The 20,200-nt window shown below is 50.6% G+C and carries 12 protein-coding genes; 6 read left to right on the top strand and 6 right to left on the bottom strand.

All coding sequences use genetic code 11. From position 1 onward, the window contains the following. Positions 1 to 126 precede the first annotated feature (126 nt). Positions 127 to 1,734 (top strand): DUF1254 domain-containing protein, encoded by a 1,608-nt coding sequence (locus tag Mal48_RS06335; protein ID WP_145197195.1) that lies wholly within the window; start codon positions 127 to 129, stop codon positions 1,732 to 1,734. Between the two features lie 405 nt (positions 1,735 to 2,139). On the opposite strand, the gene Mal48_RS06340 is transcribed toward Mal48_RS06335, so the two are convergent. Continuing rightward, the gene (locus Mal48_RS06340) at positions 2,140 to 3,699 is read right to left on the bottom strand and encodes a carbon-nitrogen hydrolase family protein (protein WP_145197197.1); all 1,560 of its coding nucleotides are present in this window, start codon (positions 3,697 to 3,699) and stop codon (positions 2,140 to 2,142) included. A gap of 842 nt (positions 3,700 to 4,541) precedes the next feature. Here Mal48_RS06340 and Mal48_RS06345 point away from each other — a divergent pair. Continuing rightward, entirely contained in the window at positions 4,542 to 4,940 is a 399-nt protein-coding gene (locus Mal48_RS06345; protein WP_145197199.1) for a hypothetical protein, read from the top strand. 260 nt (positions 4,941 to 5,200) lie between these two features. Here the strand turns inward: Mal48_RS06345 and Mal48_RS06350 are convergent, their stop codons facing one another. Further along, positions 5,201 to 6,775 (bottom strand): sulfatase family protein, encoded by a 1,575-nt coding sequence (locus tag Mal48_RS06350; protein WP_145197201.1) that lies wholly within the window; start codon positions 6,773 to 6,775, stop codon positions 5,201 to 5,203. Between the two features lie 33 nt (positions 6,776 to 6,808). After that, a complete protein-coding gene (locus Mal48_RS06355) occupies positions 6,809 to 8,287 on the bottom strand; it encodes an aldehyde dehydrogenase family protein (protein ID WP_145197203.1) in 1,479 nt (492 codons plus the stop codon). Between the two features lie 343 nt (positions 8,288 to 8,630). On the opposite strand from Mal48_RS06355, the gene Mal48_RS06360 reads away from it, so the two are divergent. Continuing rightward, the gene (locus Mal48_RS06360) at positions 8,631 to 8,969 is read left to right on the top strand and encodes a hypothetical protein (RefSeq protein WP_145197205.1); all 339 of its coding nucleotides are present in this window, start codon (positions 8,631 to 8,633) and stop codon (positions 8,967 to 8,969) included. A 276-nt stretch (positions 8,970 to 9,245) separates the two neighbouring features. Here the strand turns inward: Mal48_RS06360 and polA are convergent, their stop codons facing one another. Further along, complete coding sequence (gene polA / locus Mal48_RS06365; protein WP_145197207.1) at positions 9,246 to 11,936, bottom strand: DNA polymerase I; 2,691 nt, start codon at positions 11,934 to 11,936, stop codon at positions 9,246 to 9,248. Positions 11,937 to 12,135: 199 nt separating this feature from the next. After that, complete coding sequence (locus Mal48_RS06370) at positions 12,136 to 12,936, bottom strand: TerC family protein (protein WP_197442106.1); 801 nt, start codon at positions 12,934 to 12,936, stop codon at positions 12,136 to 12,138. A 198-nt stretch (positions 12,937 to 13,134) separates the two neighbouring features. On the opposite strand from Mal48_RS06370, the gene Mal48_RS06375 reads away from it, so the two are divergent. Continuing rightward, positions 13,135 to 14,367, top strand: a complete 1,233-nt coding sequence (locus Mal48_RS06375) for a lactate racemase domain-containing protein (protein WP_145197209.1) — start codon at positions 13,135 to 13,137, stop codon at positions 14,365 to 14,367. A 76-nt stretch (positions 14,368 to 14,443) separates the two neighbouring features. Here Mal48_RS06375 and Mal48_RS06380 read toward each other — a convergent pair whose 3' ends face one another. After that, entirely contained in the window at positions 14,444 to 16,447 is a 2,004-nt protein-coding gene (locus Mal48_RS06380; RefSeq protein ID WP_145197211.1) for a BPSS1187 family protein, read from the bottom strand. Positions 16,448 to 16,816: 369 nt separating this feature from the next. On the opposite strand from Mal48_RS06380, the gene Mal48_RS06385 reads away from it, so the two are divergent. Beyond that, positions 16,817 to 18,595 carry a DUF1592 domain-containing protein gene (locus Mal48_RS06385; protein ID WP_231739939.1) on the top strand — a complete coding sequence of 593 codons (1,779 nt, stop codon included), beginning with the start codon at positions 16,817 to 16,819 and terminating at the stop codon, positions 18,593 to 18,595. Further along, positions 18,592 to 19,947, top strand: coding sequence for a DUF1552 domain-containing protein (locus Mal48_RS06390; RefSeq protein ID WP_145197215.1), 1,356 nt, complete (start codon positions 18,592 to 18,594; stop codon positions 19,945 to 19,947). The genes Mal48_RS06385 and Mal48_RS06390 overlap by 4 nt, the downstream gene beginning before the upstream one ends. Positions 19,948 to 20,200 lie beyond the last annotated feature (253 nt).

The raw sequence follows: 20,200 nt of genomic DNA on the forward strand, positions 1-20,200 counted from the left end.
AACAAAAGTTGTTGTCGGGACGTTTTCTGAATTCAACGTCTCTCGCCACAACTGCGTTACGCTGAACGTTCGGTCGCTCAAGTTCAGACTTGTCGGCTTGGTAACTTAAGCACCTGGAGACTATTGATGAAGAAATTGCAGTTGTATTCGATGGCAGTGTTACTGACTGCGCTCGCCCCATTTCCTGTAATGGGACAGGTCGACAATCCGCCTGCGTCAATCACGACCCCCGACAAAATCGAGTCAAGGATCGGGACACTTCAGTTCAACGACGGGGCGCCGAGTGAGGCAACTGCAGAAAAAGTCTACGATCATCTCGATTTCACATACGCATTCCGCGCTTTTACGGACACGTTCAAAGGCGTGAGCATGCAGGCGGTTCTCGAGGGTTTCGAGGCTGCGGGCGTTAAGGACAATGAGATCCTGCTGTTCTCGAAACTCATGGACTCCGAGTCGCTCTTCCTGACTGCCAATGCAGACACTGTCTACTACCTTGGCTTCGTCAACTTGTCCGATGGACCGATGGTTGTCGAGACACCCCCGAACGCGCTTGGCACGTTCGACGACATGTGGTTCCGCTGGGTTATTGACTTTGGTCGCCCAGGTCCCGATCGCGGCGAAGGCGGCAAATACCTGCTCGTGGGGCCGGGTTATGACGGGTACCTGCCGGAAGACGGCTTCTACGTTGCACATTCCAAGACGACCCGCGTCATCATGCTCGGTCGCTCGTTTCTGACAAACGACGATCCTGCTCCAACCGTCAAGGTCATCAAGGATAATCTGAGAATTTATCCCTATGAGCCGGGCGGCGTTGGTTTATCGATCGCTCGCTATCTGGAAGGTGGCGTCGAGCTTGGCAGAAACGCGGAGCCGAAGAAGCCGGTCTATCACGAAGGCACCGGTCTCTCCATGAACACCATTCCGCCGAACGACTACAGTTACTATGAGATGCTGAACCGTTTGGTGCAGAGCGAACCTGCGACGGTCCTTGATACAGAACTGATGGGGCCGATCGCTGCTATCGGGATCAAAAAGGGAGAGGAGTTCACTCCGAATGCCCGAATGAAAGGCATCTTGGAAGATGCTGTGAAGGTCGCCAACGCGACTGGTCGTACTCTCGGTTTCAGTCCGCGCAATCCGGATTGGTTCTGGTACAAGAACTCGCAATGGTGGAATCCGCTCTTCCTGGGCGGCTACAATTTCGAAACGCCGCTGCCTGAAATTACCAAAGGGGGCGCGAAGCCCTATCCTCCAACAGGATATAAGCAGAACGACGCGAGAACCTCGTTCTTCTACAACGCAACCGGGATCACACCGGCGATGGCGATGCGGCTGAGGGGCGTTGGATCGCAGTATCTTTTCTCCATCAAAGACGCGAATGGAAACTATTTTGACGGAGCAAAGACCTATAAAGTGACCCTGCCGAAGGACATTCCCGCCGCTGCATTCTGGTCTCTGACGCTCTACGATAATCAAACCCGTTCGATGCTCAAAACGCCACAGAAGTATCCCCGCGCCGGCAGCCAAGCGTACCCCTCCCCGGCAGCTGAGCAGGCCAGCGACGGGACGACGACAGTCTGGTTTTCGCCCGAACAGCCTGAGGGTGTGAAACGAGGGAATTGGATTCAGACCGATCCGCAGAAGGGCTGGGTCATCCTTCTTCGGCTCTACAGTCCGAAGGAGAGTTTTTTCGACAAGTCGTGGCAACCGAGCGAGATACAACTGGTGGAATAGACGCGGCTGACCGTCTCAGGTAGAGACCATCCGTACGCGGGAGGCTGAAAATCGGAGCCCAGATCAAGGTGAGCGTTCGCCGAATCTGGGTGAGACTTTCAGCTGTCCACCCGCTATAACAAATCTCTCGTCTCCACAGGCAAGATGAGATTTCTCTCAAATGGAATCTCATCCGGGTGCGAATCTCGCCGCTCCCGGTCTGTCGAGGTGAACGTCAATCGTTCGTAAATTTGCTCTCTCAAACATAGAGACAAACGACGATTGCAGAGGTTTTCGGATCAGTTTTAGAGCAAATTCACAATTGATCAGCAGTCATGTCGCTGCATCTTGCATGGCCGTTTACCTTCCCCGGTGGGTGGCTCGCCGGAGGCGAAATCGGCGCTCATCACCAATTCGAAAGATGCTCTAAACCTCTTTCTCTTCTCCATCTTCCTGGTAGACAACTTTGTAGAGGTCTCTTCTGCGGTCGTTCCAGTTTTGGACGCTGCCGCTTTCTTTGTGGCGGCGGAGCATTTCCAGGTCCAAGTCGTGGATGATCATCGTTTCGATGTTGGCGTTGCATTCGGCAGCGACGGCATCTCGTGAGAACTCTGCGTCCGCCGGGGTGAAGATGGCGGACTGGGCGTAGTGAATGTCCGAGTTTTCAACGAATGGGAGGTTTCCAGTACATCCCGAAACGGCGACGTAGAGATGGTTTTCTACACACCGTGCCAGTGCGCAATGCCGAATTCTCAGGTAGCCATGCTTCGTGTCGGTGTTGAATGGGACGAAAATTAATTGTGCCCCTTTCTGGGCTGCGATGCGGACCAGTTCAGGAAATTCGATGTCGTAACAGATGAGGATCGCGATGGTCCCGCAATCCGTGTCGAAGACTTCAACTTTATTTCCGGGGGAGACACCCCACCATTTTCGTTCACTCGGGGTAATGTGCAGCTTGTACTGTTTGCCGAGCGTTCCATCACGTCGGAACAGATAGGAAATATTGAAGAGCTCTCCCTGTTCAACGGCAAAGTGTGAACCACCAATCACATTGACATCGTACTTGACCGCCATCTCCGTGAAAAAATCGAGATATTGCGGTGTAAATTCAGAGAGTTGTCGCGCGGCCTGACCGGGGCGTGAATTGGGGACGCAGGAAAGCAATTGAGTTGTGAACAGCTCCGGAAAGAGGACAAAGTCGCATTTGTAGTCCGAGGCGACATCAATGAAAAATTCGCACTGCTGTGCCATTTCATCGAAGCTGTTGATGGGTCTCATTAGATATTGAACAGCTGCAATACGGATCGGTTCGACAGGATTGTGAAAACGACGCTTGGCCCCCTTTTGATAGTCGAGGTTGAGCCATTCGAGAAACGTTGCGTAGCCACGCGAAGCAGTGTCGCTGGGGAAGTAATCGGGGATCAACCCACGAAGTGAGAAACCATTCGAAATTTGTGCAGTCAGAACCGAATCAAATAGCGATTTGTCCACGATCGCTTCCACATACTCTCGGGCTGTCAGCTTGTCCGCGTGCTGACCATAACCGGGAATTCTTCCTCCGATAATGATCCTGGCCAGATTTTTCTTACGGCAAAGTTCCTTTCTGCCATCATAGATTCGGCGAGAGAGTTTCAGTCCGCGAAACTCGGGATCAACCATAATCTCGATTCCGTAGAGCGTGTCTCCTTTGGGGTTGTGATTCCGGATGTATCCTTCGTCAGCAACTTTTGTCCAGTCGTGCCAAGACATCTCTGCGCGATAGTCGAGGATGAGGCTACTTGAAGAAGCTGCAAGCTTTCCATCGATTTCGACGCAAATTTGCCCTTCAGGGAAGGTCGCAATTTGGGATTCAATCTGGTCTGGTTTCCACGGAGTCATCCCGGGGAAACATCGTTCTTGCATTGCGATGAGGTCTTCAAAATCGTCCATCGTCAACTGACGGACGTTGATTTTCCACTCATATTCCTTGAGATCAATTGGTACCATGTCACATCCAGAGAAAATCAATTCGGTGAGAGGCTCTAACAAAAACTGAACGTGCGGTCGGAATTCCAGCCAATAACTTCGATTCCGGGAGTGATGTTAGAGCAGTTTGCTTAAACGTTTGCTCTAACATCTCCCCGTGAAGAACGCATTTCTCTCATGATAATGCTGTTCGGCACGAGGCAGGACCTGAACACCAATTCGGGAGGTGCTCAAGCTGTTCTGAATCGTCGTTTTTGACGACGCTGGATCGATTGTACAAATAATATGAATTCAACATTAGCGACCAGAAGGCTGATTATTCGCATGTTGAGGAAGTTGTTTGAACTGACTCAAAATTGAACGTCAAAATTCGAGGAGCGTCTGAGAGGTTCGTCGAAGAAAGCGGTCGTTTCAGAAGTTTTCGGACTGGTTCTCAATCTGGGCAAGTGTTTCAATATCAAGTGAACGGAACCGAATTCGGATGAGCCATTCAGGAATCACTGGCGAGTGGAGAAAAGTTTCTGGAGGCCTGAATTTTGCGACTTGATCTCGATCCTCAACGAAGCTTCTCAGAATCTGCCCCTACAAAAAATTGCAGGAGTCTATAGAATCTAAAAAGTGGAATGAGAATAGTTTGGAGTCCGACGTGAAGTTTTGCGTACAGGCAGCGTGAATGATTGCGAAGGATTGATGAGTCGGGGGTGAGGTTCGAACATTCGATTCAAATTTCGGATTTTATGTCCCTTTGTCCTCGTCCCTGATTCATTGCCCCTTTGCTCAGCGCTCTCAGTCAGCGTGTGCAAAGACCAGGGTGCCAAAATGATTGTTCAATACCAAAACAGCAACGAAATGAAGGTCACACAATGTCAGACGAAACGAAGTCAATCGACCACCCAAGTGGTCGTGCTATTGCAGTGTTAGATTCTGTTGAGCAAGGGAACGCTGCGAAAAAAGCATTGATTCAGATCGGTGTGAAGGCAGACGAAATCTACGTCTTGAGTGCAAGCGACGAGGCTGCCGACATTGATACCTCAGCCGATTGGTTTGCGGACACCGATGAGCTGGTTGAGCAGTATCAGAAAAAGTTAGCTGCTGGCGCAACGTTGATTTCTGCGCCTGTGAAAAACACAACCCAGCTCAAAGAGGTTCAGTCGATTTACTATTCAGCCGGCGCCCACATGATGACCCACTTCGGGACATTTGTGACAAGGTCCGTTGATTTAGATCAACCGGAACGAGAACAACCTATTGACGACAAGTAAACCATGAACGTCTGTCTGGTGAATCGTTTTGGAGTCAAGAGTTTGGAGGAAGTCTTTTCTGTGCTTCTTGGTTCGTGAAGATCACATTCTTGAATTTATCGAGAACTCACCAAGAGGCAAAACGCGTTAACTAATCATTCGTTTGGGGCAGAAACGTTTTGCCTTTCAAGGGTATCCCGCAAAGACGTGGGGACATCATGTGAACCTATCCGGGGGATGGATGATCCGGATTCACATTCTTTCTTCAATTTCCGCCCGCATCATTCTGGCGCTGGAGCAATCATTCGATCAGGGAATTCTGCTCGCTTTGCACCTTCTGGACTCCGTTGATTTGAGCCATGATTCCGTTTGAAGCCGAGAGGAATGGCGAGGCCGTTTGTTCGTTTGAGTTCTTCGTAGAGTTGCTTACGCATTCTGTTGACGATCGGTTTCATCGATGGCTGAAAGATGAGGTTCTTCGTTTCTTGAGGATCAGCTTTGATGTCGTAAAGTTCATCGATGTCGTACACACCTTGATACTGAATCAGCTTGAAGTTGCTGTCGCGCAGGGCAAATGTCGTCGGTGTTTGAGGGAAGCTCGGTTCCCAGTAATACTCATAGAGAAACGTTTTACGAGTGTTCTTGGAGCTCTCTGGTTTTTGCAACAGCGGTGCGAAGCTCACGCCGTCGATCTCCTTTGGGATTGGGGAGTGGCTCAGTTCCAGTACGGTTGGTGCCAGATCGATGTTCGAGACGATTGCATCACATCTCTTTCCCTCAGCGACGTACTTCGGAGCAAAGGCGAGTAGCGGAATTCGGATCGATTCTTCGTATGCACAACGTTTGTCGATGAGGCCATGCTCTCCCCACAAGTGGCCACCATCGCTAGTGAAGAAGATGATTGTATTTTCCTCAAGCCCCTGCTCTTTTAATGACTTGCGGACTGCTGCGAGGCTCTCGTCAATTGAGAGGATCATCTCGCAATAATGCTTGTACATCTCTTCGATGCTTTGGCCGGATCGTCCATGGTAAGGAAACTCTACACCGTGCCAGCTATTGCGTTGATCAAGGACCCACATCGGTTTGTCGAGTCGGTTTACCGAAGTGTTCGCCATTGTTTGCGGCGGTTCCCAGGCAGCTTCTTTGTAGCGATCACGATGGCGTGCAGCGGGATCGTAAAGTCCGTGGACTCCTTTATGCGACAGGTAGAGCAGGAAAGGTTTCGTTTTGTCTTGTTGTGCCAGCCAGTCAACGGAATAGTCCGTCAACTCATCCGTCATGTACTTTTTTCTGGCGACACGCTCACCATTGACGTTGATCTTTTGTTTTTCAGGCTGATAAGTCCCCTGCCCTAAAAAACTGACCCAATGATCGAATCCGGGACGCGGGGCGTCGCTGGACCCTCCCATGTGCCACTTCCCGATGAATGCGGTTTCGTAACCATTCGTCTGCAAAATCTGAGGGAAAGTGATTGTCCCTTTTCGCATCAGGTCGGCGTTGTCGACAACCTTATGGTTGTGCATGTACTGGCCAGTCAGGAACGACGCTCGCGAAGGAGAACATAATGACGTCGTGACGAACGCATTTGTAAACTGCATCCCTTCTTGAGCCATCTTGTCCAGAGCTGGCGTTTCGATAAAGGGGTGATCCATAAACCCAAAGGTGTCGTACCGTAAATCATCGATAAGAATGACGACAAAATTGGGGCGCGAGACTTCGCCAAGCGTCGATTTTGCAGCAACACATTGAAGAAGAACCAGCGCAGCAGCGAGCGGATAGATTTGAGATTGCATGAAGAGTTTCTCAAGCAAGCCGAATCGTTTAGCGACGCACTTCGAGTGCGTCGCTAAAGTCATCGTTGAAGAAGTTTGAAATACTTATTTCAGAATCTATTTCAGATTCATCGTCACGGTTTTGAGTTCGGTGTAATTGGCAAGTGCCGCTTCGCCGAGTTCTCGTCCTGTGCCGGACATTTTGAATCCACCGAATGGGGCGGCTGCGTCGAAGACGTCGTAGCAGTTGATCCACACGGTTCCTGCTCGGACAGAACCCGCGATGCGATGAGCTTTCGCGACGTCCCGAGTCCAGACGGCGGCTGCGAGTCCGTAGAATGTTTTATTGGACCGCTCGATGACTTCATCGATATCCCGAAACGGAAAGACGCTTAGAACAGGGCCGAAAATTTCGTCGGTGGCGATGTCCATATCGTCGCTGACGTTGTCGAAGATGGTCGGCTGAATATAGAAGCCTTTGTCCCCTTCTTGAGCTCCGCCTGTGATACAGTTCGCGCCCGCTTGCTTGCCACGCTCGATGTAGTCCATGATCTTGTTGAACTGGTCGGCATCGATTTGTGGACCTTGTGTGGTCGAGGTGTCAAACGGGTTGCCAAGCTTTCGCTCTTGAGCGCGTGAAACGAGTCGCTCCACGAATTTTTCATGAATCGATTCTTCGACAAACAAACGGCTTCCCGCACAGCAGCACTGTCCTTGATTAAAGAACAGCCCGAATTCTGCTCCCTGAATCGCTGCATCGATGTCACAATCAGAGAAGACGATGTTCGGTGACTTGCCACCAAGCTCGAAAGTAGTTCTTTTCAAAGTTTGAGCAGCGTCAGCCATGATCCGCTGCGCCGTTTCCGTTGATCCGGTGAAGGCGATTTTGTCGACGTCAGGATGCTTGACGATGGCTGCTCCGGTGTCACCGTATCCGGTGACAATGTTAATGACTCCCGGTGGGAAACCTGCTTCGGTTGCAAGTTCTGCCATTCGTAAACAGGAGAGCGGAGTTTGCTCTGCTGGCTTCATGACAATGGTACAGCCAGCTGCCAGCGCGGGAGCCCACTTCCAGGAGACCATTAAAGCTGGGAAGTTCCAGGGGATGATTTGACCACACACGCCCAGAGGTTCCCGGCGGGTGTAACAGAAATAGTCTCCACGAATCGGAATCGTGTCGCCAGTAATTTTGTCTGCCCAGCCTGCGTAGTATCGCAGGCAATCAATCACGAGCGGGATGTCTGCAGTCTGGGCATCGATGATCGGTTTTCCGTTATCCAGAGTTTCTAACGCTGCGAGTTCCTCAGCGTTTTCTTCAATCAGGTCCGCGAGTTTGTACAGCAGTCTCCCGCGCTCACGAGCATCCATTTTCGGCCACTCGCCCTCTTCGAAGGCCTTCCTGGCAGCTTTGACCGCTCGGTCGACGTCCTCCGCGTTTGCTTTGGCGACATCGGTGATTTTCTCTTCGGTTGCCGGGTGGTAGGTTCCGAAAGTCTCTCCACTGACGGAGTCGCACCATTCTCCACCAATGAGAAGTTGTGACTTACGAACTTTGGGAGTAGCAACGATGAATTCAGGGGATGCAGCAGTCGACATGAGAGCCTCCATGATTGAGCGATAAACGAATAGGCCAGCGTTGATGATAAGTATCGCAGATTGTGGAAGCAAATTCACCTGCCGGGAATTGATCGGTCTGTCATCGAACTGGTTGTTGTTGTGTCGATGAGGTTTGATATCTGTTGTCGAAGCGATGGCGCGAAACTCAATTCTGCGACAGTTCTTTTGAGGGTGTGTTAGCTTAAAAACGTGCTGAATCGGCGGTTATTGCTGGTTTTAACAACTGTTCGGCTTTTCTTGCCGGTTTGGCATTGCAGCTGCGTAATCAAATTGGATCAGGCAGATGGTTGCCTTCAAGAAAACTCAATCAGAGGACAAGACAATGAAACGTTTCATCGCATTGACAGCAGTTGTTGCTATGTTGGGCTTGGCCGGAACGTCCGCTGAAGCAGGTGGAGTCCGGTTCTACTTAGGTGGCAGCGGGTTCAATTCTGGATATCGTTCAAGTTATCCATCTTATGGCCACAACTACAATCGTGGTTATGGGAATGGTCATAGGGGGCATGGTGGCTACTATTGGCACAACACCGGACATTATGACTACCATCCAGGAAGATATGTTCCGCATGGAAACCACTACGATTATGTGCCCGGTCACTACGACTACCATAACACCGGTCACTGGGATCGTTACCGAGGACATGGTGGACACCATCACTAAGAAATTTTTCGAGATGTCGTACGAGACCTGCCTCGTGGAATTGAAAATTTTTCCTGAGAGAATCGTTTCAGCATCGGCACAGAAAGCACGACCTTCCACTCAGATTAATCACGAATTAAGCCGGGCAGTCAATCTGTCCGGCTTAATTTTTTGATCCAGTTCAATTGCTTTAGAGCCTCTTTCGAATTCGTTGTTCAGGTTCTGCTTCGTGGCGAACAGTATTTTAACTAGAGAAATGCGTACTTCACGGGCGCACGGTGAAGCAAACTGCTCGAATTACTCGGCATCGAGCCAGTTGTCGCCGGTTTTACAATCGACAACGATCGGGACACTTAAATCGAGCGCTGATTCCATTTCTTCGCGAGCCAGTTGAATGAGCGAATCAACCGCTGCTTCAGGAGCCTCGAAGACGAGTTCATCATGGATTTGCAGGAGCATTCTGGCGGGGTGTTCTTCTCGTTGCATTCGGTGATGAACGTTGATCATTGCTTGCTTGATTAAGTCGGCGGCTGAACCTTGAATCACGGTATTGACCGCTGTCCGCTCAGGCATATTCAGGTTGCCCCAACGCTTTCCTCGAATCCCTGCAATCTCGCGTCTTCGTCCGAGAATGGTTGTCGCGTAACCAGTCTCTTTGACGTCATCGAGTGTCTGTTCCATGAAAGCTTGTACGCCCGAATACTTCGTAAAGTAGTCCTCGATAAATTGAGCCGCTTCGTCTTTCGGGATGCCCAAAGATGCTGCCAAGCCAAATGATGACTGTCCGTAGATCACACCGAAGTTGACCGCTTTGGCAACGCGGCGCTGTGACGAGTCGACCTCCTCTTTCGGAACACTATAGACTTGTGCAGCCACCGCTGTGTGAATATCGACACCGTCACGAAAGGCGCTACACATCTCTTCATCCCCACAGAAATGGGCGAGCATTCGCAGTTCGATCTGAGAGTAGTCGAGACAAATTAACTTCCAGCCCGGCTCGGAAGGGATGAATGCTTTGCGGATCAATCGACCTTCTTCAGTCCGGACCGGAATGTTTTGCAAGTTTGGATCGCTGGAGCTGAGGCGTCCGGTGGCTGCGGTCGTTTGGCTGAAGGAGGTATGAATTTTTCCCGTAAATTTGTTGACCAGATTCGGGATCGCATCTAGGTAAGTTCCCTTCAACTTGGAGAGTTGACGGTGTTCGATGATTTTCGCGGGGAGCGGATGCTCGGATGCCAGCTTTTCTAAAACTTCCTGATCAGTGCTGATGCCGGTTTTGGTCCGTTTGATGATCGGCAGATTCAAATCTTCGAAGAGAATTTTTGAGAGCTGTTTGGGAGAGTCGATATTGAATTCGCTCCCGGCAGCTTCGTAGATCTCTCCCATCAGTTGTGAGAGTCGCAATGTGAGGTGATCGCTTTGCCGTTTCAGCTCATCGACATCGACACGAATTCCGTTCCATTCCATTTCGGCAAGCACAGGAATCAACGGACGTTCAAGATTCCAATAGAGGTCCCACAAATCTTCTTCGTGGAGTTTTTCTTCAATGACCTCCGTCAGTTGCCAGCAGACGTCGGCATCTTCGCTGGCGTATTCGGCTGCGTCGTCGACATCGACTTCAAACATCTTCAGCTGTTTCTTACCTTTCCCAATCAAGTTGCTGATCGGGATCATCTGGCGATGTAGATACTTCTTCGAGATGTCATCGAGACTGTGAGTTCGTGCCCCAGCGTCGAGCAGGTAATCGCCGACCATGCTGTCGAGACCCAGGTTCGCAATCAGGACTCCGGCACGTCTCAGAACGAGCATGTCGTATTTAATGTTCTGGTTGACGATGGTGCGTTGGTCGTCTTCAAGAATCGGCTTGATGGCTGCCAGAACCTCGGCTGGATCGAGAACAGCTGTCCCTTTGGGACCGTCGACAGGAATGTAAAATGAGCGTCCACTCTCCCAGCAAAACGCCCAGCCAACAATGTCTGCCTGTAGCGGGTCGATACTTGTCGTTTCGAGATCGACGCAAAATTTCTCTTGATCTTTTAACTCACTGAGAAACTCTGCGAACTTTTCCTTGTCGTCGACTTTGGTCCATTCTCGATTTGGTGAGCCTGTCTCTTCGATTTTTGTCTGAGCGAGTGCGGTTTCCATTTCGTTGGCGTAGCGACGGAATCCAAAATCGGTGAAGAGTTCGAGCAGTCGCTGATGATCAGGCTTGGAGACACGGCATTCTTCCCAAGTCAACTTAATCGGGAGGCTGATGTTCAACCGGACGAGCTCACGACTCATCAGTGCCTGTTCACGATACGTTTTCAGATTTTCAGACAGCTTTTTCCCCGGAGCCTGATCGGCATTGTCGAGGACTTGTTCGAGTGTCTCAAACTTTTCGAGGAGTGCCTGAGCTTTCTTCGGTCCGACGAGTGGCACACCTGGCACATTGTCGACACTATCTCCGACCAGCGACTGGAAATCGACCACTTGGTCCGGGCGAACACCCCAGTCATCCCAAAGGTTTTCTTCGTCGTAGAGTTGCTTCTTGCGGATGCTGTAGATTTTGATCTTTGGGGCGAGAAGTTGCCGAATATCCTTGTCACTCGTCACCACGCGCACGTCGAAACCTTCGGCAGCAGCCCGAGTCGCCACTGTGGCGATCACATCGTCTGCTTCCCATCCCGGGTACGAGACAATCGGAATTCCAAACGCATCGACGACATCCAGAATGAGTGGGATCTGCGGTTGCAGCTCGTCGGGCATGGCGTCGCGATTCGCCTTGTAGTCTTCGTAAATCGCGACACGTTCCTGCGGCGTTTGCGACTCCATCGCACAGATGATGTGCGTAGGCGATTTCTCTTTCAGGAGGTGCTGAATGTCTCCGGTGAAGCCGAATACGGCATTCGTCGGTTGACCACGAGTACCGGTCATCGGTTGCCGGATCGCGTGAAAGACCTGAAAAATCAGCGAGAACGTATCGACAATGTAAAGCGTGTCCGCCATGAATGATCCGCGAATAAGTAAGTCGGTGAATGAATTCGAGTGTTGGTTTTTCCCCGGTCGATGATCGTGGGCTAGTTAAAAGCGGTCGCTCACCGGCGGTTGATGAAGTTGTCAGGGAACTTATTGGCTCTAACAAAACCTGAATCAGATCGCGAAGCTCAGCGAATCAAAACGATTTCAGGAGTATTGTTAGCGGTTCTTAATGCTTTGCGGTTTTGCTGGAAGCGAGTTCCCGCATGAGTGCGATCTTCTTCTGGTAACGACTTTGAACAATATCGACAATGACCAGCACTGCGAGGACGAAGTAGAAGGTGGTTTTCGTCATCGCGTGGACTTCGTAACTGAATAGCTTGATGTGAGCCAGGTGCCCACCTTCCGAAATCAGCATCACCCCGACAATAAACAGAATGAATAAGCCGAGGACTTCGTACATACGGTTTTTCTTAAGAAATTCAGCGACGTGGTCAGCCAGGAAAATCATTAGAAGACCGCTCGCGATAATTGCAATCGCCATGACGATGACGTTGTCGGTCAGAGCCATCGCGCTGAGGATGGAATCGAACGAAAAGACCAGGTTCATGAGCACAATCCAGAAGATTGCTCCGTTGACCGAGCGTTTTGCATCAGATTGATGCTCTTCCAGGTGTTCTATCGCCAGCATGTGGTTGATTTCTTTGACCGCTGTGTAAAGGATAAACCCACCACCCGCGATAGTAATCAGAGCGTGAAGGTTGAACTCTCCTTCGAAGACTTTCTTGATGTGGATCTCAAAAAACGGATCTTTGAAAGATTCGAGCATCTGAACGACGACGATCAACAGCAGGATTCTCAGGCCAATCGCTAGGCCGATTCCCAATTTGCGGACATATTTTTGCCTGTCCTCCGGGACCCGTTTGGATTCAATCGAGATGTACAACAAATTGTCAAAACCCAAAACTGCCTGAAGCAGGATGAGCATGAGCAATGTCATGAAATTGCCAATGGTGAAAAGGTCCGCCATGGATGTTCTCAAACTCTGAATTTGTGAATAGATTCAATCGAAGTGAACCGTAGAATAGACAGTGCGAGCAGTTGTGGCTAGAAACTCACTTGCATGAAGAAAGAAACGCTGGCTCAATAGATACGGCAAGAACCCGTAGCCGGACACTTCAACTGTCCGGCTACATTTTTGGACGTTCGAAACCGAGAAAATAATTTTATGTCGCATGAACTGATTCAACTGAATACCCCTTACGGACGTGATGCCCGCTTCCAGGGAGAGGTCCTGGGAAAACGGACGCTCCTGCACTTTCAGCCCAAAGAAGACTTGCGAGATCTCGCAACCGGACTGCGGGAGTCTCTGGCGAATCCTTTGGAACTCCCGGAATTGAAACTTGCTTGTGTCCCGGGGGATCGCGTTGTCATCGCCCTCGCAGAGGAAACACCGCGTGCCGATGCGGTGGTGGCGATGTTGTGGAAGCAACTCTCTGCTGGGGGAATTCAGCCGGAAGACTTACTCATCTTAAAGCCGGGAACATGGGGGGGCACCTCATCCGTTGATCCCCGTTCGCTGTTATCGAAAGATCTGCAGGAAAAAATTCAGCTGAAGCGTCACGATCCGACTGAGAAGGAAGTCTGTGGCTATCTCGCCTCGACGGCCTCGGGAGAACGAATTTATCTTGCCAAAGAGCTTCTCGAAGCGGACCTGGTGATTCCTGTTGGACCGGCGAGCTTTGATCCTGTGCTGGGGTATTGCGGGGAGGCAAGTGTCCTTTACCCTGCGTTCTCCGAAACCAATGCGATTATGAAATCCATTGGGCATGGCCACGATGAACTGTCACCGTCAGAGGCTCGTCCGTTACGTCAGCAGGTTGAAGAAGTCGGCTGGCTCTTGGGGGTTCAGTTTGTGATCAGCATTATCCCCGGTCGTGGAAAAGAAGTGCAGTCGATCTTTGTTGGTTCTGCAGATGCCGTGGCCCGTGACGTTCGCGCCGAGTTGAACTCGACCTGTCGTATTGAATTGGAGGAGCGAGCGGAGATGGTGCTGGTTGCTGTCGAGGAGACAACAACACCACAAACCTGGGAGCAAGTGGCCCATGCGATTGACGTCGCTCGGCGAATTGTCTCTCGCGATGGCCGAATTGTTGTCCTGTCACAACTGACTCAAAAACGTGGACCGGGACTTGATATTCTTAAAGAAGCCCGCACGCCGAGCGAGGCACTCAAACCTATTCAAAATGTCAGCCCGCCAGATTTCCTCGCTGCTACCCGAATCGCAAAGGCTGTTGATTGGGCGAACGTCTATCTGCTGAGCGACTTGCCAGCAGAGGAAATTGAAGACCTGTTTATCATCCCCCTTGCATCGGAGTTGGAGGTTCAGAAACTTCTCCAGGGCGATGAAACAACTGTGATCATCGAGTCTGCTCAAAAAGTCTACGCAAGTTGCGAGTGATGTCATCAAATAAGCCGGACACTCGATGTACTCGATGTGTCCGGCTCAATAATTAAATGACTGTTGTTCATAGGAATTAGTTGAATTCGATATGAACTCTTTTACAACTCGGGTCTTCGTCAGTTGGTTCACCTACCTCGTCCACGGGATGCGTGTAAAGATATTTCCAGACAGGCTCAAACAGATATTCGCCCTCGGCATTCTTCGGTGATGCTCCGCCGGGACCAACTGAGGAGTGAGCCCGTTTGGCATCTCCTTTGACGTCAGCTGAAGAAATCAGTCGGCGCGTATTCTTGTATGGGGCTGCTTCATCGTCCACATTGACGATGGGGCCGAACTCGTGCATGCCCAAGAGTTCCCATGATCGGCAGTAGTGATCTCCACTCCATCCACCATCGAGAACATGGCTGAATCCGAAGTAGCGGTTCGCTGGAGTTGCTGATCGATTCGCTTGCCAGTCTTGATCCTGATCGCGTGGACCACAAAGCATGACGACGCGATCCACACGTTGATGTTTCGCAAAACGGGCAGCGGTCGTAGATCCGTGAGAGCTTCCAGAGATGATGACCTTATCCCACTGAAGTCCTTTGCCGTCACTGCTGAGAAACTGTTCCCAGTTTCCTTGAGGGTTCTCTTTCGCCAGCCACTTCACAAACTGGAATGCACGCTCCGCCATTCCGTCTGGACGAGCGAGGTCGAGTTCGTCGCTGAAGTCTTCTCCTGTGGCTGCTTCGAGTCTCACATTCCCCCGCGCCTGTGCGTCTTTGGGTTGTGGTCGACAGAGTGTTCCAAACCATTTGTTGGCATAGCTGACTTGAATTGCATGTAAGCCGTAATTGTTCAGTCGTTCGAAGAGTCGATCATTATGGCCCATCAGCCAGATGACCAGTTTCCCCTCCGGAGCGACGCGGGTATCGACCGAAGCGTTTTCGAGATCCTGAGGCTTTTGGTCTGTCCCGAATACGAATTTGATTTCGGGGTACTCTTTCGTTCTTGGATCAATTTTGCTGGCGCGTGCCTGCAATTTGTACCGCTGAGGTTTTGGATCGTTGAATTTACGCTGGACTGGAGAGGTCCGCTGATCTTTGTTTTTGGCGACTGCTTGATGAGCTGTCTTCTGCAAGAAAAGAGCGTAGTCTTTGTCGAGTCCCTCGGGGATGTATTTGTTTCCGACACAACTTTCATTGAAGAGAGTTTCGTACCAGACACATGCTCCAAGATACTCGCCAGCTGTGTTGGCATGATGGCCATCCATTCGCAAGACCCATCCCGGATCTTTTCCCTTTTGCTTTCGCCACTGCCAACCAACATGCAGCGAATGCGCCTGATTCGGAAGTTGAGGATGTTTGGCACTTTTGCTGTCAAACGAGTTGTCAGGGCGATAACCAAATGCTTTATCCGTATCTGCGATATAAAACGCATCACCGACAGGAATGCGACGGACGCCAAGATCGGAAGCAATCGTTTTGTAAGCATCGGAGAGCATTTCGTACATCTCCGCTTGAGTCGCTGGTTCTTTTTCGTTGCTGGAAGGTCTCGTGAAACGTGGGTCGTCTACACGGTAAGCCCAGGTTTGATGAACGAGTAATTCCGCACCGGGAGCATAGCGGCTGATGATGTTTTGTAGCTGCGAGGCAAACGGACGATAGTTATCGATGTTGTGACTTTTGAAACTCGCCTGCTGAATGGTGACATAGTCCCAGTCGTCTGACTGCAAAGCCTGTTGCAGGCTCGACTTGTTTGAATACAAGCCTGCTGCTGCTTGGGGATCTTGCTCATTCTTCAGTGCTTTGTTGGCGTGCAACTCCATCGATGCGCCACCAACAGTGACCGGTCGGTGAGTCAGTTGATGTCCCCCAGCTTTAACGAGATCGTCGAGATGGTTCGTCGCGTTTCTTGAAAAGCTGTTCCCAATCGTTAATAAGCGAACATGTTTTTGACTTAAGGATGCTTTCTTCTTAGAATTGGAAAGCCGTTGTTGTCGGCTTTCTGCTGATGCCGTCTGAGAAGTTTCGACGATACAAAAGATAAGACTCAAACAGACTCCGACTCTAAACAGAGGCGAAAAGAACTTTAGCATTGGAAGTATTCTCCGCAGAAGGTATGATTGTTGAACAACAAGCGCGCCGCGATCCCACCCCAACTGACCTCGACAGATTCGATTTTCACACGCGATCACAGAATCGTTCAATTGATATCACTCAATTGACGTGAGATTGAAATATCCTACCAAGACCGCCTGACATTCAAAACTCTGCGATGCTTCGGCCTTTTCCATGTGTCGTCCGATCCATTGCGGTTGATGAATGCCACCTGCCAAAGTCGATTGTTGATGAATCATTCCTCTTCATACATCATTGCTTTTCTCATCCCGATAACGGCTCTTGCGTTCGGTCACGAATGTTGCGCTTTGGAACCACAAGCAAGCGTTCCTGGCGAATCTCATTTCGTGACGAACATCGTACCGTTCGTCAACCAATACTGTATTGATTGTCACAGTGGTGAAGGTGCCGAAGGTGGAGTCGACTTCGAACGGTTCTCTAAGAACTCGCAGATTCAGGAAGAGTACGAACTTTGGGAGCATGTGCACCGTCTCATCAAAGAGCAGCAGATGCCTCCATCGGACTCAGAACAACCGACTTCAGCTCAGTTCGTTTCAATCCTTGATGCGATCAACCTGGAGTTAGCAAGTTTCGATTGTGATAAAGAAAAGCATCCCGGGCGTGTGACTCTGCGTCGACTGAATCGTGTTGAGTACAACAACACCATCCGGGACCTTTTGGGATTAAATCTCGATCTTGCCAAAGACTTCCCGGCTGACGATGTCGGAAGTGGATTCGATAACATTGGGGATGTCCTCACGATCCCCCCTGTCCTGGTTGAAAAATATCTCGCAGCCGCCGAAACAATCGCCAAGCACGCTTTCGAAAATCCTGAAATACGCAAGCGGATCGAAGTCCACACTGCGGAATCGGACGACAAGAAAGTTGAAGTTGCGACTCGAAACATTCGTGAATTCGCCGAACGTGCCTATCGTCGACCACTCTCTGAGAATGAGGTTGAGCGGATTGCAGGAGTGATGAAGAGTGCATATCAGTTGGAAGGTGGCATCGACGAAATCTTCCAGACGGTCGTGACAGCAATCTTGACGAACCCAAATTTCCTTTTTCGAGTTGAACAAGATCCGAAGGATGGCGAGGAAATTCGAACTTTAAACGACTTCGAACTGGCGTCCCGGCTCTCCTATTTTCTCTGGAGTAGTATGCCTGACGAAGAACTCTTTGCACTCGCCAGCAAAGGGGAGCTTTCAGATCCGGATGTCATATCTGCTCAGGTCACTCGAATGCTGAGTGATCCGAAATCAAGGGCACTGGTCAATAATTTTGCGGGGCAGTGGCTGCAACTTCGTGATGTTTCTCAACTGACTCCTGACTCCAAATCGTTTCCCAGTTTTAACGCGGACTTGCAGCGAGCAATGCGGAAAGAGACAGAGATCTTTTTCGAAAAACTCCTGCACGAGAACCGCAGCCTTTTGGAATTCCTCAATGCCGATTACACATACCTGAATGAAACACTTGCACAGCACTATGGCATCAAGGACGTGCAGGGTGATCAGTTCCGAAAAGTGAATCTTCCCGCCGGAAGGCGTGGCGTGCTGACTCACGCAAGTATTCTAATGCTCACTTCAAATCCAACCCGAACTTCTCCGGTGAAGCGCGGCAAATGGATTCTTGACAACATCTTGGCTGAACCCCCTCCCCCTCCACCACCAGATGTTCCGGTTCTTGAGGAGGGAGGTGAGGCACTTGGATCGTTCCGAGAGCAACTCGAGCAACACCGTGCAGACCCGTCCTGCGCATCATGTCATCGGACGATGGATGCACTCGGTTTTGGGATGGAAAATTTCGATGCCATTGGTGCTTGGCGAGACCGCGAGGGACGCTTCGATATCGATGCTTCGGGGCAAATGCCGGGCGGACAAAATTTCGATGGGGCATCCGAATTGATGGACATTCTTGTCGAAGAAAAGAAAACAGAGTTTAGCCGCTGTCTGACAAAAAAAATGCTGACCTACGCCCTCGGGCGAGGATTAGAATCGTATGACCGATGTGCCGTTAACAAAATTGTTGATGCCCTTGAAAGGGACGACTATCGGTTTCAAACGCTGATCTTTGAAATTGTAATTAGCGATCCATTTACAATGCGAGAAGCAAGGAGATCTCAATGAGCCCGTTCACGACGAATATTTCAAGACGAAACGTTTTACGCGGACTTGGTGTTTCGATGGCGCTCCCCTTCATGGAGTCGTTGACGTCACGCCCTCTCTTGGGAGCGAACTCCCTGCCCGCTCCGCCGAAACGGATGGCCTTCATCTTTGTTCCGAACGGAGTCAATCTCGCCGATTGGACTCCACAACAGACCGGCTACGGCTTCGACTTACCTTCGATTCTACAGCCACTGGCACAGGTTCAGGACGACCTTCTTGTGATCAGCGGACTGACACACGACAAGGGACGAGCCAATGGAGATGGGCCGGGTGATCACGCTCGAAGTGCTTCCGTGTTCCTGACCGGAGCGCAACCTCGTAAAACAGATGGAGCCAACATTCGTTCCGGAGTTTCGGTCGATCAGGCTGCAGCTCAGGCGGCAGGACATCTCACACGACTGAGGTCGTTGGAGTTGGGATGCGAACCTGGACGGAGTGCCGGAAACTGTGACTCCGGGTACAGCTGTGCCTATTCCTCCAGCATTTCCTGGGGATCATCATCCACACCAAACGGGAAAGAGACGAACCCGAAACTCGTCTTCGAGCGACTTTTCAGCAACGGAAAACAGCAAGAGACCGACAAAAACAAACTGCGTCGCGAAGCACTCAAGAAAAGTATTCTTGATTTCGTGAGTGACGATGCAAAGCGATTGAAGGCGAGTCTGGGAAGGAATGACCAGCGAAAACTCGATGAATACCTGACAGGAGTTCGAGAAATCGAGCGACGCCTGGATCATGCGAGTAACGACCCTGCCCCAATCGTTGATATTGATTACCCCGTCCCGGAAGGAACTCCAAAGGATTATGGCGAACACATTCGTTTAATGTGTGACATGATGGTCCTCGGTTTCCAGACAGACACCACTCGCATCGCCACGTGTATGTTCGCGAATGCCGGGAGTAACCGCAGTTACCAGAACCTCGATATTCCGAATGGTCACCACGCGTTATCTCACCATCGCGGCGATGACGAGAAACTTTCGAAGATCAGTAAGATCAACCAGTTCCATGTTGCTCAGTTGGCCTACTTGCTGAAGAAAATGAAAGCCACTCCAGATGGTCACGGCAACTTGCTCGACAACTCCATGGTTTGTTACGGCAGCGGTCTCAGCGATGGGGATCGACACAACAACGAAAACTTACCGGTTCTCCTTGCTGGTCATGGCGGTGGAACAATTACCCCCGGGCGTCATTTAAGCATTCCGACCGAAACGCCAATGTGTAACCTGTTCATGTCGATGCTTGATCGATTCGGGACTCCGATTGATTATATTGGCGATAGCACTGGCAGACTTTCTGGCCTCGATATTTAATCGAGTCCTCATTTCAAGGCGCTGAGAACTCAATTCGTGATAGTGAGTCTTTCGTGTTGCGAAAGGCTGAAGCAGTGGTGTGTGACGTTCAGAGCGATCTTCTGGGCGTCACCCGACAAAGTGATTGGTGCTTGTCGTGAAACCGATAATGCGAGATCCGTTTTAAGGATCTCGCCGAAAACCTGCCTCGATGACGAAGAGGTGGCTCAGTGCACGAGAGGCCAAATTCAGGTTTCCAGATCAGTTCTTAGAA

The organism is Thalassoglobus polymorphus, from assembly GCF_007744255.1.
Taxonomy (GTDB): Bacteria; Planctomycetota; Planctomycetia; order Planctomycetales; family Planctomycetaceae; genus Thalassoglobus; species Thalassoglobus polymorphus.